We start from the raw sequence: 14,453 nt of genomic DNA, 5'->3' as shown, positions 1-14,453 counted from the left end.
GAGGCGCGGCGAATGGCGAAAATTATTTTAAGCGGCTGTATGGGCCGTATGGGAAAGGCCATATCCGCCATTGTGGCGGAAACAGAGGATGCGGAGATTGTCTGCGGCTTCGATATTGCCGGCGGCGACTGCGGCTATCCTGTTTACAGCGACTATGCTTCGGTGTCGGTTGACGCTGATGTGATTATTGATTTTTCCCACCCGGCGAACTTAAATAAGCTGTTAAGCTTTGCCAAAAGAAACGACCTGCCCATTGTTGTGGCAACCACAGGGCTGACCGAAGACCAGAAAAAGGAGCTTTCTGACGCTTCAAAAATTATTCCGGTGTTTTTCTCGGCCAACATGTCGTTAGGAATTAATTTGTTAATTCGGCTGGCGAAGCAGGCCGCGAAAATTTTAGAAGGCAGCTTTGACATTGAAATTATTGAAAAGCACCACAACAAAAAGATTGACGCGCCCAGTGGCACGGCGCTTGCCATTGCCGACGGAATTGCGGAAAGCCTTTCGAACAAGCCGGAATATGTTTATGAGCGGCACAGCGTAAGAAAGCCGCGGGAAAAGCAGGAAATTGGCCTGCACGCGGTGCGCGGCGGCACAATTGTCGGCGAGCATGAAGTGTTGTTTGCCGGGCCTGACGAGGTGATTAGCCTCTCCCACAGCGCCCAGTCGAGAGATGTGTTTGCACAGGGCGCGGTGCGCGCGGCAAAATTCTTAAGCAAAAAATCCGTTGGATTCTATTCTATGGACGATTTGTTTTCTGATTTAGTATAGTTGAAATAAAAAAAAGCAGGGCTTGTGCCCTGCTTTTTTATTTACGGTTCATATCAGGATTGTCCGTCCGCCCTACCAGGTAATCAATGGAGCAATCAAAATAATCAGCGAGTTCCATTATTCTGTCAATTGACGGTCTTTTCCCCTGCTTAATATTATCAATTGTCGAAACGGGAATATCTGCATCTCTCAGCATTGTGCTAACATAGCGAAATCCTTTCTTTTTCTGCATAATACGAATTCTTTCCAGACAAACTTGTGCACTATACATTTTGATACTTCTTATCTCCTTTATATTAACGGTTAACCTCAGGATTATCTGTCAGCCCAACTAAATAATCTATTGAGCAATTAAAATATTTAGCAAGACACATCAGTTTTTCAATTGATGGTGTTTTCCCGCGTCGAATATTATCAATTGCAGTTGGGCTCATATTTGCATCTTTCAACATAGCATCATTAAAACGAAATCCCTTTTTGTTCCGCATAACTTGAATTCTTTTAAGACATATTTGTGCATCATACACAATTATTCAACTCCTTTTTTGGTTAAATTGCCAAATTTCGCCGAACGGCGAAATTTTACTTGACTTTTCGTACAAAGGCGAATATAATATAATTGTAAAAAGGGTTAAACGTCCCCGAATGATAAAATTGGTTGTGGTGACTTCATTATACCATTTGGGGAAAACCTTGTCAACAAAGGGTGATTTTTATTGAATATTTTAGAACAACTGTTCAACGGAGACTTAGACCCAGCCCACAACATTGAACCGCACGACATAGAATATTGGAAAAAGGACAAGCTGGTAGATGAAATGCTCAATCAATGGGCAGAAACTTTGGGCAAAGAATTTGTAGATTTTTATTGGGATATGATGGTGGTCTGCCTGCACATGGCACGCTTTGAAAAGCAAGAAGCCTTCCGCTATGGGTTCTCCTTAGCGGTCTCCATTATGGAGGAGGCACATTGTGTCCGTCTGCACACAGAAAAAAAGTCGTAGTCACACAAGGCTGACAAATAAAAAAAAGACACCCGAAACGCGCACAAATTTATTATAAGGGAAAGCCGCGCGTTTCAGATGCGTCAAATATCCAATTGTTATTTTTTGGAGCCTTGTCTTGGCTGCTGCCGCGGGGCACCCGCCGTGCCGGACAAATTTGTTTGCAGCTCTGCGAGTTTCTTTGCAGACTCGTCCAGCTTCTTTTTTAAAAGGGCAATTTCCGCCGCCTGGCTGTTTAAGGCTTCTTTGGCTTTGGCCTCGGCATGCTTCATGTCGTCCGCCACGTTTAGGGCGACCAAAATAGCCGCCATAGAAGTGCTCAGGCGGTTGTTCTGGTTTTTCACCGCAACCATTTTCCGGTCAACATAGTCCGCCATTTCCAGCATATATTCCCGGCTGTCGTCTGAAACCAAGGTGTATTCCTGTCCGCAAATTTTAACCTGCAATTTGTTCGCCATACAGCCCCTCCAAATTCTGTTTTTATGTAAGTTCTGCGTTTACAATTTCGTTCATAATGTTTTCAACTTCGCTCTGTTTAATGGCTTTCGCCACCACCAGCTCGCTGACCAAAATCTGTTTTGCGCCGTTTAACATTTTCCGTTCCCCAGTGGAAAGCCCGCGGCTTTTTTCCCGAAACATCAAATTTTTCACAACGCGGACAACCTCATAAATGTTGCCGCTTTTAATCCGCGCCACGTTTTCGCGGTAGCGTTTATTCCAGTTAGAGTCCATCTCGGTTGAACAGGAGCGAAAGCTTGCAATCACCTTGTCCGCCTCGTCCTTGTCAATCACGTCGCGAATTCCGATTTCGTCCGCGTTGCAGGTGGGTATCATAACTTTCATATCCCCAATTGGCATACGCATAATATAGTATGTCTGCTTTGCGCCCATGATCTCCCTGTCTTCAATCGCCTCGATTACACCGGCGCCATGCATAGGATAAACAATTTTATCCCCTATATTATATTCCATTTTAAAAACCCTCCCCATTTGGCTTTTTTTAAAAAAAGCCTCTGGCAAAAAAAAATAATATCCCTTACTTATATTTTAGTACAATTTTACTATTCTGTCAAGGTTTAAATGGCCCAGCTTGGCAAAAAAGTCGGAAAACTGCGTATTTTGTCTTGCAAGGAAGTTAGGAACGCTGTATAATAGAAATTGAGTTAAATTTTAAAGAAATGGAGTCAAAATGGTTAAATTTCAATCTTTTTTAAGCAGCTCGTCGGGCAATTCAACGTTTATCACCGACGACCATACAAATATATTAATCGACTGCGGCGCGACCAAAGGCTACATTGAAAAGTGCCTTTCCCGGCTCGGAACCGACGGCACGCACCTTTCCGGTATTTTCATTACCCACGCCCATATCGACCACATTGCCGCAGCTGGGACATTGTCCAGAAAATTTGGCCTGCCGCTATATGCCACTGCCGAAACGTTTGCAAAGGGTGCGCGGCAAATCGGCATGGTGCGCGAGCACAACCTCCGGGAAATTACCCCGGGTGACGATATAACCGTTAATACGCTGACCGTTCACGCCTTTTCTATCCCCCACGATGCAGACGGGGCGGTGAGCTACACCGTAACAGACGGAGAATCGAAATTTGGAATTGCTACCGACTCGGGCATTATCACCGACGAGATTATGCAAAACCTCACCGGCTGCGACACGGTGATTGTGGAGTCGAACCACGATGTGGATATGCTCCGGCGCGGGCCATATCCCTACCCGTTAAAAAAGCGGATTTTAGGCGAGGGCGGGCACCTTTCCAACGATATGTGCGGCCAGCTCTGCGCCGCTTTGGCTAAGTGCGGCACCAGGGCTTTTTGGCTGGGGCATTTGTCCGATAAAAACAACCTGCCCGATTTGGCATATTCCTGCGTAAGCCGCGTTTTGGCGGAAAATGGCATTACCGTTGGGTGCGACGTATCCTTAAACGTAATTCCAAAATTTTGGATTGAGGCGACAATATGAACATTAACATCATTGCGGTGGGAAAAATAAAAGAGGACTTTTTAAAAAAAGCCTGCGCCGAATTTGAAAAACGGCTTTCCCGCTTTTGCAAACTAAATATTATTGAAGTGCCTGACGAACCCATGAGCGACAGGCCCTCAGAAAGCGAGCGCGAAGCGGTTCTAAAAAAAGAGGGCGGGCGGATTTTGGCGGCGATGAAAAACACCGACATGCTCATCTCACTCTGTGTGGAGGGAAAGCAGCTCTCAAGCGAAGAATTTGCTGAAACGTTTAACCACGCCTGTATCGGCGGTGCCTCCACCTTCACCTTTGTCATTGGCGGAAGCCTGGGGCTTATGCACGACATTAAGGCAAAAAGCAATTTAAAGCTATCGTTTTCGAAAATGACCTTTCCTCACCAACTGATGCGGGTCATTTTGCTGGAGCAAATTTTCCGCGCCTTTAAAATTAATCACAACGAAAGCTATCATAAATAGGGGGACTAAAAAATGAACCGAATCTTAAAAAATGAAATTTTAAACCGCATTGAACAACCCTGCATCACCGGCGGCTGGCACGAGGTTTCCGGCGAAGTTACGGCGAACGCCATTCAGCAAGCGCTAAATAAATACTGCAACGTGTCCATCCCCTATTTGGGCAAGCCCATTATTTTAGACGAACCCATTGTGCTCTCCTCTAATAATCATTTGAAAGCGGATAGCCGACAGGTCTTTTTGCAAGGTCCTACATCAAACATGTGCCTTGTGCGGAACGAGCACATAAAAGACGGCGCAAATGGCCCGGCAGACCAAAACGGCCGCGACAAAAACATTAGCATTGAAGGCGGTATTTGGCACATTCGAACAAACCAGCAGTGTTACACCGACAGGGAAGAGTCAGTAAAAGGCGCCATTGGTGCAATCATTCTTTGCGGCGTAGAGCAAATTGCGCTGAAAAACATGGTAATTTGCGACTCTGAATTGTGCGGCCCGGCAGGGTTGACCGATTCGAGCTATGGAATTCAGATAAGCAACTGCAAAAATTTTATGATTGAAAATATTGACTTTAACGATAATCATAGAGACGGCGTGCATGTAAACGGTCCGGCTGCGTTTGGCTGTATCCGCCGCATCCGCGGCGAAAAAATGGGCGACGACATGGTGGCCTTAAATGCATGGGACTGGAACACGTCGGCCATAACCTTCGGCACCATTGAACATTTGGTGGTGGAAGATGTGGCAGGCAGCGGCAACGAGTTTCGCCTTCTGCCCGGGCAAAAGCTGTTTGATGACGGAACTGCGGCAGACTGCGACATTCGAAACTGCGTAATTGAAAACCTTTCCGGCATTTATACCTTTAAGCTCTATGCCCAGCCCAACATTGCCAATGCTGAAACAGGGGCTAATGACGTGTCCGGCTCTGTGGGAAAAGTTGAAAACGTGTTGTTTCAAAACATTACTTTTGCAAAGGCAACATCTGCCGGATTTCACGGCTTGCCTGTTAAGGGGCTGTTTGAAGTTTGCGCCGACTGCAGGTATTTGTTTTTAGAAGATATTTTCGTTCAAAACACCGTTCAACAGTGCGAGCAGCTTGATTTGCGGCTGATGAACGTAGGGCCGCTTTCTGCCGTGTGGAAAAACGGGTCTGACAATCCTGACGACTGGGGCGAGGTGTTCGACCCCGATGCAGTTTGCTCGGCGGACGAAATTTATTTAAAAAATATCCGTTTTGCGGGGACAGCTATAACCGATTTGAATCTGCTCACCCGCGAGGTTCACATGAAAGTAAATCCCGATTATCCCAAAACCACGCCCAAAGGCGGCACGGGGTATGGAATGATAAAAAGGGTATATGTGGAATAAACAAAGAAGCCTGCCAATGCGGCAGGCTTCTTTTATAATTTTGAAATGAAATCCGCCACAGCACCCTGGCTGTTGGCGCAGGTCACAATTCCAGCCTTCGTTTTAACGCTGCCCGGAGCGTTGCCGGCAGCGGCGCTAATGCCGGCTTTTAAAAGCATAGAGAGGTCGTTTTCATTGTCGCCGATGGCCGCCACATTTTTTAAGTCGATGTTAAAGCGTGCGCACAGTGTTTCAAGCGCGTTTCCCTTGCTGGCGTTTTTATGATATATTTCGTAATAATACTGGTGCGTTTTAATGATGGTATAGTTTGCATGATAGGCCGAGCTGCGCATTTGTTCGTTCAAACGGTCTGTTTGGTCCGGCTCCTGAGCAAACAAAATTTTCAGCCATGGAGCGGGAACCGCCTCTAAGCTGTTCGCCCTCCGGGCTGTAATTTTTTCAAAGGCAATGTGCCTGTCGGTGGCGAAGGTTTGCTTCACCACAAAAATGCCCTCAGGCGTTATAACCTCAACGCCGCTGTCCGGCGACAGCTCCATAACTTGCTCTGCGGCTTTATGTGCCTCCTTCGGAAGCTCCACCGTGTCGATATAACGGTTTGTGTAAAAATCGTAGATGCTGCACCCATTATGGCAGATGCAGGGGAAGTCCAGCGTAATTCCGTGCAAAACCGGCGTAACCGCCTCAGGAATTCGGCCTGTGGCAAGGATAAATTTCCCTCCGTGGGCCCTGAAATATTGAATTGCCTCTAAATTTTCTTTTGGAACGCTGTTATGTTCGTCAATCAGCGTGCCGTCTACATCGCTGCACAGCACAAGTCCCTCAAACCGTTTCATGTGTTACCTTCCTTTATTTTAAATTTTTATGTTTTGCGCCATACTCTTTCGGCGAAACCCCAAAATGCTGTTTAAACTGTTTAGAAAACGCAAAGGGGTCTTCATATCCCACCAATCCCGCCACTTCGGAAACAGAAAGCGGGCTTTCCGTCAGCAGCTGGCTGGCCATATCCAGTTTTGTTTTTAAAATATATTCCTTCGGCCCCATTTTAAAGTGTTCTTGAAACAAACGGTAAAGATACGTTCTATCAATTTTCACCAGACCGCACAAATCACTTACAGTTATTTTTTCACAGCTTTTGGACATAATGTAGCTTTTGCAGGCAGCGACATATTCCTCCCCGCTTTTCCTTTTACCCAACGCCTGATTGCTATTATGTACCGTCATTGCGTCCAGAACGCTGTATAGGCCGCTCATAACGGCGTAGGTGCCGCCGGCCGCTGCCTGCTGCTCCAATCGGCCAATGGATTCATTCACCAGCTCGGGATTGCTACTAGTGTAAATGGGCGCTGCTTTTGATAGTCCCAAATCCTCATAAAATTTATCGCCGGTATTGCCGCCGAAATAAATCCAAGTGTAGCGCCACGGGTCGGCTTCATCCGCCTGATAGCGCCCCCGGGTGTGGGTGGGGATGTAAAATGCGTCGCCTTTTTTTAGGTGAAAGGTCTTGCCGCTGCAAACATAGGTGCCCTTGCCGCTTTCAACGTAGTGAATTACCGTGCGGTCTAACAGATAAAGCGACCAAGCGTGCCCCGGCGGACACTCCTGTCTCCCCACCTCCATAACAGAGATGCTTTTTGAAATGTCTAACAGATGGAATAATTCCATGAAACCACCGCTTTTCTCAAATAGGCTTTATTTTGCAAAGGAGAATTCGCCCAAAAACAAAACTTCACCGCTGATGTTATCACGAATTACAAAGGTGAATGGCTCGTTGAATTTAACGTCGATCGGCTGCGGTGGAAGTGAAGATCCTGCCATTCCAATTGATGTTACCGCCGCGGCCTCGGTACCCTTTTCATCTATTTCAATATAGGTTTTGTGAAGAGAATCCTTAATAAAATATTCACCCATACCATTTTCAATCATTGGATCAAAATCGGCGGTTTTATAAATAAAAGCGTCTTTAATGCCCAAATTTTGCATGCAGTTGTTTAATTCTGTTTCATACTCAATTTTGAATTTGGGAATGCTTAAAGCTACGAATTCCGATTTCAGCTTTTCGTTTTCCGCTAAGTCTTTCAGTATCCCATCTCGGTAAGTTCCCTTTACGGCATACATGGAAACGTCAAAATCATACCGGTCAACCCCTGTATATTCGCCGTTTTCATCTAAATGCGCCGCGCTGTTTTTATACGGCAGTTCAACAATCTCCACATCATCGTTTTTATAATACTTCATATAGCCCGTCCGGTTCATAAAATCAAGTTGGGACTGCTGTCCGTTCCGGTCGGTAAATGTATCTTTTTTCGTAGCGTTTTCATGAAATTCATTTTCCCAGGTGCCTTTAAAATAAATTGCATTTAACAAAAGTGCTTCAATTTCGTTCGTTGTAATAATCTCTTTAATTTTTCCGTTGGTCTGCTGGTCCACCCAGCCGTTAATGGCCGCTAACGCCGTGTCGTTTGTCACCGAATTTGCCTCGGCGTTATAAAACTCCTGAACCGTTTTTTTAAAGGTTTCGGTAAAGTCAAGGGACATTCTGTCTTTGTTAATCCAAATAGAATTTGCCACGTTAAATTTTAAAAGCTCCGATTGATTGTAGTGTGCAATCAGTTCTTTTGATTTCTGGTTATAAGCGTTTAAGTCATCAATTTCCAGGGTGTTTAAAATCTGCGATTTTGTTTCTCCGCCTGCGCCGTTTGCCGCCATAGCGAAAGCCATCTTAATTGACAAGGGAGAAAACATGTAATTTTTGTCCTTCGGCATTTGAGCGTTTAGCTTATCCACGAAATTTTCCTGATATGCCGCCGGGCTTCCGCCGTGGAGCACACCTACAAAATCACTTTCTTCATACAGCCCGTTTTCAATGAGCTTTTTGTAAAGCATTTTCCCCTCCGGCAATTTTGCTGTAAGGGCATTGAAGCACAGCCGGGCCGTGTCGCCGCGCAAAAGCGTTTCGTTGTTAAAAACCACGCTTTTTGTAAAGTTGTTTAATAAAAAGTCTATTTCCTTGCCCTTTTCATAAGCGTTTTCCAGCGTTACGCCCTCATAGCCCATCACCGTGAGCAGAATTTTCACAAACTCCTGACCCGTCACAAACCGGTCCGGCTCAAAGGTTGTTTCACTGGTGCCGTCTACAAATCCAGCATGGTAAAACTTTTCAATTGCGTCCTCCGCCCAGTGGCCGCTAATGTCGGAAAAAGACGGCTCTAGATAGCCAATGTCGTTAAACGCTGTGCCTGTGGTTCGCCAAATCAACATCACCGCTTCCGCCCGGGTTACATTGCGATCTAACTCCATACCACTATCCGTTCCCTTTAAAATACCCAAAGTTTTTAAACCCGCCGCCTCTACGCTGTTCACTGTTAAAGGCGGGATTTCCCCGCGGGCAAGCATGGTTTCTGCCGCTAAACAAGGGATGCTCAACGACAGCAGCAAAACGGCTGCCAAACACAAAGCAAATAACTTTTTCATTTTTATGTACCTCCAAATTTTTTTCATTACTCTAATTTAGACGAAACGAAATAAAATAAGTTCCAAATTATTACTATTTTATCACAAAAGAAAAAAAGACGCAACTGAATGATTATTTGCATAAAAATGCACAAGCAGTAAATTTAAATGCATATTATTCATGTTATTATGCATAAAAATACAATTTTCTCAGGAAAAAGCCTTGACAATTTGAATTTAAACTGTATAATAATAAATAGAAAATGATTTTTAACTTGAAAGGAAGAATAAAAAAAATGAAACAATACAACAAAGTGGTTTTGGCATATTCCGGCGGACTGGACACCTCAATTATTATTCCGTGGCTGAAAGAAAACTATGGCTGCGAAGTAATTGCCGTGGCAGCGGATGTGGGACAGGGTACCGAACTGGACGGATTGCAGGAAAAGGCCATAAAAACCGGCGCTAGCAAACTTTACATAGAGGATTTAAATAAAGAATTTGTAGAAGATTTTATCTGGCCCACGTTAAAGGCCGGCGCAAAATATGAGGGATATCTTTTGGGAACGTCTTTTGCCCGCCCCATCATTGCAAAAAGGCTGGTAGAAATCGCCCACAAAGAGGGCGCAGACGCCATTTGCCACGGCTGCACCGGTAAGGGCAACGACCAGGTGCGTTTTGAGCTGGGCATAAAAGCGTTCGACCCGGATTTAGACATCATCGCCCCCTGGCGTATTTGGGATATTAAATCCCGTGATGACGAAATTGATTATGCTGAGGCGCACAATATTCCCTTAAAAATCACCCGGGAAACCAACTATTCCAAGGATAAAAACCTTTGGCACCTCTCCCACGAGGGGCTGGATTTAGAAGACCCCGCCAACGAGCCCATGTTTGATAAAATTTTAGAGATGGGCGTTTCCCCCGAAAAGGCGCCGGACGAACCCACCTATGTTACCATTTCGTTTGAACAGGGCATTCCGGTGAAGTTAAACGGCGAAGCCTTAGACGGCGTTTCAATGATTAAAAAGTTGAACGAACTGGGCGGAAAAAACGGCATTGGCATTTTCGACGTGGTGGAAAACAGGCTTGTGGGCATGAAGAGCCGCGGCGTGTATGAAACACCAGGCGGCACCATTCTTTACCACGCCCATGAAGTGCTGGAAACCATTTGCTTAGACAAGGAAACCACGCACTTTAAGGCAATGGTAAGCCAGAAGATGGCGGACATTGTTTACAACGGCCAGTGGTTCACGCCTCTTTGCAAGGCGATTTGCGCCTTTGTTGACGAAACCCAGAAAACCGTTACCGGCGATGTAAAGCTAAAGCTTTACAAGGGCAACATCATAAACGCAGGCGTTACAAGCCCCTACACGCTTTATGATGAGCTGACGGCCTCCTTCGGCGAGGACGAAGATTATAACCAGGCGGACTCTGCCGGCTTTATCAACCTGTTTGGCCTTCCCATTGCAGTGAAAGCAAAGCTTGACAAAAGGGCAGGAAGAAAAATAGAATATTAAGCATAATTCATTTCCGCACCGAATAGAAATGAACTATACGAATGATAAAATGTGCTGTCATTTGATGGCACATTTTTATTTTACTTTTCAAAAAAGGTGTGTGAAGAAATGAAAGTTTTTGTTATGAACAAAAAAAGAGCGGTGTCTTACCTGGCGCTGATTTTTTGCGCCGTGTGCATTCTTACCATCGGCACTCTGCAGAGCGCCGACGTGTGGAATGACGGCGGGGATAAGCTTTTGCCCATTTACAGTGTGGAAAAAGGGAACGAAAAGGTTTGTGCCCTCACCTTCGACGCCGCGTGGGACGACGCCGATACTGATGTTTTAATTAACATTTTAAAAAAATATAACGTGCCGGCTACGTTTTTCATGGTGGGCAGCTGGGTGGAAAAATATCCCGAATCAGTAAAAAAATTTCATGACGCGGGGCACGAAATTATGAACCATTCAGACACGCACCCCCACATTGACCAGCTTTCCGACACAAAAATAAAAGAAGAAATTTCAAAATGCAATGACAAAATAGAAAATTTAACCGGCACGCGCCCCATTTTGTTCCGCGGACCTTATGGCGAGTATAACAACGCAGTGATTAAAGAGGCGCAAAACCAAAGCATGTTTGTGCTTCAGTGGGACGTTGACAGTTTAGACTGGAAAAATCTATCTGCGGCAGACATCACCGCCCGCGTTACCAACCGGGTGAAGCCCGGATCTATTATGCTGTTTCACAACGGAGCAAAAAACACGCCGGAGGCTTTGCCGCAGGTGATTGAAAAGCTTCAGGCCGATGGGTTTACCTTTGTAAAAGCTTCAGACCTGATTTATAAAGACAATTACACCATAGACCATTCAGGCAAACAAATTCTAAATTAACCAGGAAAGGAAATTGTGATGCGCAGATTTTTAAGTGGCAATGTAGGCAGTACGGCAGAAATTATTTTCTCGAATTTAGGACTGAAAGAAAAAGTTATCGGCGAAATTGTGGGAATTGCAGAAAATGCAATCGTTTTAGAAGTAAACGGTGATTTAACCGCCGGGTGCATTGACAACATTTTGTTTATCCGCGTTTTTAAAGACCCTATGCACGCAAGAGAAGCCGTTTTAGAGAGCGAGATGCAAACTGCTCCTCAAAATGCTGGGTTTCCCAACACAAATCAAAGCGGCCAAACCATCAGCCCGTCATTAAACGCGCCGGGCAGAAGAACACAAACGATTTTAAGATAACCCCTTCCTCTGCCGGAGCTGATTTGCTCCGGCTTTTTTTTATTTCTCACCGTGTTTCTTCCGAAATGCAGACGGGGGCATGCCGACACAGTTTTTAAACGCCCTGCTGAAATAAAAAGGGTCATCAAATCCCACCATGGCAGACACCTGGGAAACGGACAGGCTGCCAACCGAAAGAAGCTCCTTGGCCTTTTCCATTTTAAACCGTTGTTGATACTGAAGCGGCGATGTGCCCATTTGCTCTTTAAATACATGCAAAAACCTGCTACGGCTCAAATTGCTCATTTTTGCTAGCATGTTTATGTCAATCGGAAGATAGTAGTTTAAATGGATAAAGCTTACCGCCTCTGCAATTTTGTCCAAAACAGCGGCTTGCTTCTTTGTTTCCCCCAGCTCAGACAGCAGCATTAACAGCAGTCCGTTCAGGCGTGTTTTAAAAATTTCGCCGCCGGGATAAAACGTTTTCACCATCAGCTGAAAAAAGTGTTCCGCACTGCTGTTTTTGGCCCTCAAATGAGGGCCGGGCGAAATGCCGCAGTCTGCAACGGCAGAGGGTGCCCCTGTGCCATGAAAGTGCACCCAGAACGAGGTTGTGTCAATGCCCTTTCCAAACTGATAATCTTGTTTGTGCCCCGGCTCGTAGAAAACAAAGCCGCCGGGGGAAAGCACATAAATTTTTTCGCCGTAACAGGCGCGGCATTCTCCCGTCACAAGATATAAAATGTGATAGTCTACCCGCCCGTTTTTGCGTATTACCCGGTATGGAGCACCCATTGTCCGCTGAATGCCGCAGCTGTTTACATGAAGATATTCAGAGGATGTCTGGTTAAATTTATCTTGCTGTTCGCCAATATAAAGTTTTTCGTCTGCCATAAAACCACCTCAGGGTCAGTATACATCATTTTAGCATAATTGTCCAGGTATTTAGCAAAATGCTCCATTGTTTTTTTCATCTTCCTGTGATATGATGCAGTTAAATAAAAAAAGGGGTGACGACCATGAAAAAATTTGCATTTATCGGCGCCGGAAGCTTTGTTTTTACAAGGAATATCGTGCGCGACCTTCTAACCTTTCCGGCGTTTCATGATGCGGAGTTTTGCCTGATGGACACAGACTCTGCGCGACTTAAGGCAATTTGTGAGTGCTGCCAAAGAATTGTAACGGCATCGAACAAACCGGCAAAACTTACGACAACTTTATCCAGAGAAGAGGCGTTAACCGGAGCAGACGGTGTTTTGTGCACCGTGTTTAACGGCGGCATTGACATTTGGCGGCACGACATTGAAATTCCCAAAAAATATGGGGTGGACATCAACGTGGGCGACACCCGAAGCGTTTCCGGAATTTTCAGAGCGCTAAGAAACATTCCCTTAATGCTGGAAATTTGCGGGGATATAAAAAAATATTGTCCCAACGCAGTGTTTTTAAACTACACAAATCCCATGTCTATGCTGTGCAAGGCCATGCAGACCTACACAGACGTGGAGGTTACCGGTCTGTGCCACAGTGTGCAGGGCACGGTGAAAATGCTGGCCGAATGGCTTGAGGTTCCGAAAGAGGAAATTGACTATCTGTGCGCCGGTGTGAACCACCAGGCCTTTTACTTAAAGCTACAAAGAGGCGGCAAAGACCTTTACCCGCTTCTGCGTGAAAAATTAAAGAATACAGAATTTTATAATAAGGAAATCGTTAGAAATAACATGTTTTTAAACTTAGATTATTATGTAACCGAATCCTCCGGCCACAACTCGGAATATAATCCATGGTTTAGAAAGCGCCCGGATCTCATTGAAACATATTGCACCCACAGCACCAACTGGAATCCCGGGCTTTATGCCTTTTCGCTAAATTTGCGCTTAGAGCGCGAGGGCCACTGGCGTGACGAGATTGACCAGTGGCTTGAAGAGAACCCGGTGGATCAGATTTCATTGGAGAAAAGCGAAGAATATGCAGCAAACATTTTTAACGCCAGAATCGGCGACCACACGCCTTTTCTATTTAACGGAAACGTGATAAACGACGGCTGCATTCCCAACCTTCCAAGCGACGCGTGTGTGGAAATTCCTGTGCTTGCTGACCGGGCCGGCTACCACAAAACTTATGTGGGCAATCTTCCGGCCCATCTGGCAATTTTGGTGAACACCACCGCCCGTTTGGAAAACCTGGTAGTTGAAGCTGCAATGGAGAAAAACAGGCGCAAGGTTTTTCAGGCGGTTTGCATGGATCCTTTAACAAGCGCCGTGTGCTCGTTAGATGAAATTAAGCAGATGACAGACAAACTGTTTGAAGCAAACAAAACTTATTTGGGCGACTATCAATAAAATATGTTACAGGCGGAATAATCTGTTTTGCCAATCAATGAAAAATGTCTGAAAAATGCTTTTTCAGACATTTTTTAATTTTCATTTATATGCCATTTTATAAATCTATCTAAATATGAACTCTAATAATTCCAATAAAAATTATTATCACAGTAATCTATTCTGCAATTATATTATTTCGCCTTACCTGCAAAACGAAAAAATAACAATCTTGCTTTTTGCACAAATGAGTGATATAATTACAATACTTCAATATGCTGCGGATAAAAATTATCATATGCTTCATGTTGATAATAAAAAGAGATACGTTTTGCGTACGGCTACCTTATTGCAAATAACAATCGCGA

General features: G+C 45.0%; 17 protein-coding genes. 9 read left to right on the top strand and 8 right to left on the bottom strand.

The genetic code is table 11. The features are described from left to right. The first annotated feature begins 12 nt into the window (after positions 1-12). A complete protein-coding gene (gene dapB, locus H8698_RS08450) occupies positions 13-771 on the top strand; it encodes a 4-hydroxy-tetrahydrodipicolinate reductase (protein ID WP_249312793.1) in 759 nt (252 codons plus the stop codon). A 37-nt stretch (positions 772-808) separates the two neighbouring features. On the opposite strand, the gene H8698_RS08445 is transcribed toward dapB, so the two are convergent. Beyond that, the gene (locus H8698_RS08445; RefSeq protein WP_249312792.1) at positions 809-1,003 is read right to left on the bottom strand and encodes a helix-turn-helix domain-containing protein; all 195 of its coding nucleotides are present in this window, start codon (positions 1,001-1,003) and stop codon (positions 809-811) included. 64 nt (positions 1,004-1,067) lie between these two features. After that, positions 1,068-1,298, bottom strand: coding sequence for a helix-turn-helix domain-containing protein (locus tag H8698_RS13405; protein ID WP_249312791.1), 231 nt, complete (start codon positions 1,296-1,298; stop codon positions 1,068-1,070). A 189-nt stretch (positions 1,299-1,487) separates the two neighbouring features. Between H8698_RS13405 and H8698_RS08435 the strand changes: the two genes are divergently transcribed. Then, positions 1,488-1,775 (top strand): DUF6809 family protein, encoded by a 288-nt coding sequence (locus H8698_RS08435; protein WP_249312790.1) that lies wholly within the window; start codon positions 1,488-1,490, stop codon positions 1,773-1,775. Between the two features lie 98 nt (positions 1,776-1,873). Here H8698_RS08435 and H8698_RS08430 read toward each other — a convergent pair whose 3' ends face one another. Further along, complete coding sequence (locus H8698_RS08430) at positions 1,874-2,233, bottom strand: cell division protein ZapA (RefSeq protein ID WP_177680169.1); 360 nt, start codon at positions 2,231-2,233, stop codon at positions 1,874-1,876. A 22-nt stretch (positions 2,234-2,255) separates the two neighbouring features. Continuing rightward, on the bottom strand, positions 2,256-2,747 hold the full coding sequence (locus H8698_RS08425; protein WP_177680170.1) for a CarD family transcriptional regulator: 492 nt from the start codon (positions 2,745-2,747) through the stop codon (positions 2,256-2,258). Between the two features lie 217 nt (positions 2,748-2,964). Here H8698_RS08425 and H8698_RS08420 point away from each other — a divergent pair, with 217 nt between their 5' ends. The 3 genes from H8698_RS08420 to H8698_RS08410 are packed head-to-tail and all read left to right on the top strand — an operon-like array spanning position 2,965 to position 5,591. Then, positions 2,965-3,750, top strand: a complete 786-nt coding sequence (locus H8698_RS08420) for an MBL fold metallo-hydrolase (RefSeq protein ID WP_249312789.1) — start codon at positions 2,965-2,967, stop codon at positions 3,748-3,750. Further along, the gene (rlmH, locus tag H8698_RS08415) at positions 3,747-4,226 is read left to right on the top strand and encodes a 23S rRNA (pseudouridine(1915)-N(3))-methyltransferase RlmH (protein ID WP_249312788.1); all 480 of its coding nucleotides are present in this window, start codon (positions 3,747-3,749) and stop codon (positions 4,224-4,226) included. Before H8698_RS08420 ends, rlmH begins: the two co-directional genes overlap by 4 nt. A 12-nt stretch (positions 4,227-4,238) precedes the next feature. After that, positions 4,239-5,591, top strand: coding sequence for a hypothetical protein (locus H8698_RS08410; protein ID WP_249312787.1), 1,353 nt, complete (start codon positions 4,239-4,241; stop codon positions 5,589-5,591). A gap of 32 nt (positions 5,592-5,623) precedes the next feature. Here H8698_RS08410 and H8698_RS08405 read toward each other — a convergent pair whose 3' ends face one another. Genes H8698_RS08405 through H8698_RS08395 form a run of 3 tightly spaced genes read right to left on the bottom strand, consistent with a single transcriptional unit; the run spans position 5,624 to position 9,062 of the window. After that, positions 5,624-6,424 (bottom strand): Cof-type HAD-IIB family hydrolase, encoded by an 801-nt coding sequence (locus H8698_RS08405; RefSeq protein ID WP_249312786.1) that lies wholly within the window; start codon positions 6,422-6,424, stop codon positions 5,624-5,626. Positions 6,425-6,437: 13 nt separating this feature from the next. Beyond that, on the bottom strand, positions 6,438-7,253 hold the full coding sequence (locus H8698_RS08400; protein ID WP_249312785.1) for an AraC family transcriptional regulator: 816 nt from the start codon (positions 7,251-7,253) through the stop codon (positions 6,438-6,440). A gap of 27 nt (positions 7,254-7,280) precedes the next feature. Beyond that, a complete protein-coding gene (locus H8698_RS08395; RefSeq protein WP_249312784.1) occupies positions 7,281-9,062 on the bottom strand; it encodes a serpin family protein in 1,782 nt (593 codons plus the stop codon). 275 nt (positions 9,063-9,337) lie between these two features. Between H8698_RS08395 and H8698_RS08390 the strand changes: the two genes are divergently transcribed. From H8698_RS08390 to H8698_RS08380, 3 genes are all read left to right on the top strand, one after another. Beyond that, on the top strand, positions 9,338-10,561 hold the full coding sequence (locus H8698_RS08390) for an argininosuccinate synthase (protein WP_177677360.1): 1,224 nt from the start codon (positions 9,338-9,340) through the stop codon (positions 10,559-10,561). Positions 10,562-10,684: 123 nt separating this feature from the next. Continuing rightward, positions 10,685-11,434 (top strand): polysaccharide deacetylase family protein, encoded by a 750-nt coding sequence (locus H8698_RS08385; RefSeq protein WP_249312783.1) that lies wholly within the window; start codon positions 10,685-10,687, stop codon positions 11,432-11,434. Between the two features lie 15 nt (positions 11,435-11,449). After that, positions 11,450-11,785 carry a hypothetical protein gene (locus H8698_RS08380; protein WP_249312782.1) on the top strand — a complete coding sequence of 112 codons (336 nt, stop codon included), beginning with the start codon at positions 11,450-11,452 and terminating at the stop codon, positions 11,783-11,785. A 39-nt stretch (positions 11,786-11,824) separates the two neighbouring features. On the opposite strand, the gene H8698_RS08375 is transcribed toward H8698_RS08380, so the two are convergent. After that, a complete protein-coding gene (locus tag H8698_RS08375; RefSeq protein ID WP_249312781.1) occupies positions 11,825-12,658 on the bottom strand; it encodes a helix-turn-helix domain-containing protein in 834 nt (277 codons plus the stop codon). A 125-nt stretch (positions 12,659-12,783) separates the two neighbouring features. On the opposite strand from H8698_RS08375, the gene melA reads away from it, so the two are divergent. Then, positions 12,784-14,106 carry an alpha-galactosidase gene (gene melA, locus H8698_RS08370; protein WP_249312780.1) on the top strand — a complete coding sequence of 441 codons (1,323 nt, stop codon included), beginning with the start codon at positions 12,784-12,786 and terminating at the stop codon, positions 14,104-14,106. Positions 14,107-14,453 lie beyond the last annotated feature (347 nt).

It is taken from the genome of Congzhengia minquanensis, assembly GCF_014384785.1.
GTDB classification, from domain to species: domain Bacteria; phylum Bacillota; class Clostridia; order UBA1381; family UBA9506; genus Congzhengia; species Congzhengia minquanensis.
The sequence above is the reverse complement of the archived record's forward strand: the minus strand, read 5'-3'. Positions and strand labels throughout refer to the sequence as shown.

Excerpts from the sequence above, each read along its gene's own strand:
- melA (WP_249312780.1), top strand. The coding sequence starts at position 12,784 with ATGAAAAAATTTGCATTTATCGGCGCCGGAAGCTTTGTTTTTACAAGG.
- H8698_RS08385 (WP_249312783.1), top strand. The coding sequence starts at position 10,685 with ATGAACAAAAAAAGAGCGGTGTCTTACCTGGCGCTGATTTTTTGCGCC.
- H8698_RS08410 (WP_249312787.1), top strand. The coding sequence starts at position 4,239 with ATGAACCGAATCTTAAAAAATGAAATTTTAAACCGCATTGAACAACCC.
- rlmH (WP_249312788.1), top strand. The coding sequence starts at position 3,747 with ATGAACATTAACATCATTGCGGTGGGAAAAATAAAAGAGGACTTTTTA.
- H8698_RS08375 (WP_249312781.1), bottom strand. The coding sequence starts at position 12,658 with ATGGCAGACGAAAAACTTTATATTGGCGAACAGCAAGATAAATTTAAC.
- H8698_RS08405 (WP_249312786.1), bottom strand. The coding sequence starts at position 6,424 with ATGAAACGGTTTGAGGGACTTGTGCTGTGCAGCGATGTAGACGGCACG.
- H8698_RS08430 (WP_177680169.1), bottom strand. The coding sequence starts at position 2,233 with ATGGCGAACAAATTGCAGGTTAAAATTTGCGGACAGGAATACACCTTG.
- H8698_RS08390 (WP_177677360.1), top strand. The coding sequence starts at position 9,338 with ATGAAACAATACAACAAAGTGGTTTTGGCATATTCCGGCGGACTGGAC.
- H8698_RS08395 (WP_249312784.1), bottom strand. The coding sequence starts at position 9,062 with ATGAAAAAGTTATTTGCTTTGTGTTTGGCAGCCGTTTTGCTGCTGTCG.
- H8698_RS08425 (WP_177680170.1), bottom strand. The coding sequence starts at position 2,747 with ATGGAATATAATATAGGGGATAAAATTGTTTATCCTATGCATGGCGCC.
- dapB (WP_249312793.1), top strand. The coding sequence starts at position 13 with ATGGCGAAAATTATTTTAAGCGGCTGTATGGGCCGTATGGGAAAGGCC.
- H8698_RS08400 (WP_249312785.1), bottom strand. The coding sequence starts at position 7,253 with ATGGAATTATTCCATCTGTTAGACATTTCAAAAAGCATCTCTGTTATG.
- H8698_RS08420 (WP_249312789.1), top strand. The coding sequence starts at position 2,965 with ATGGTTAAATTTCAATCTTTTTTAAGCAGCTCGTCGGGCAATTCAACG.
- H8698_RS08445 (WP_249312792.1), bottom strand. The coding sequence starts at position 1,003 with ATGCAGAAAAAGAAAGGATTTCGCTATGTTAGCACAATGCTGAGAGAT.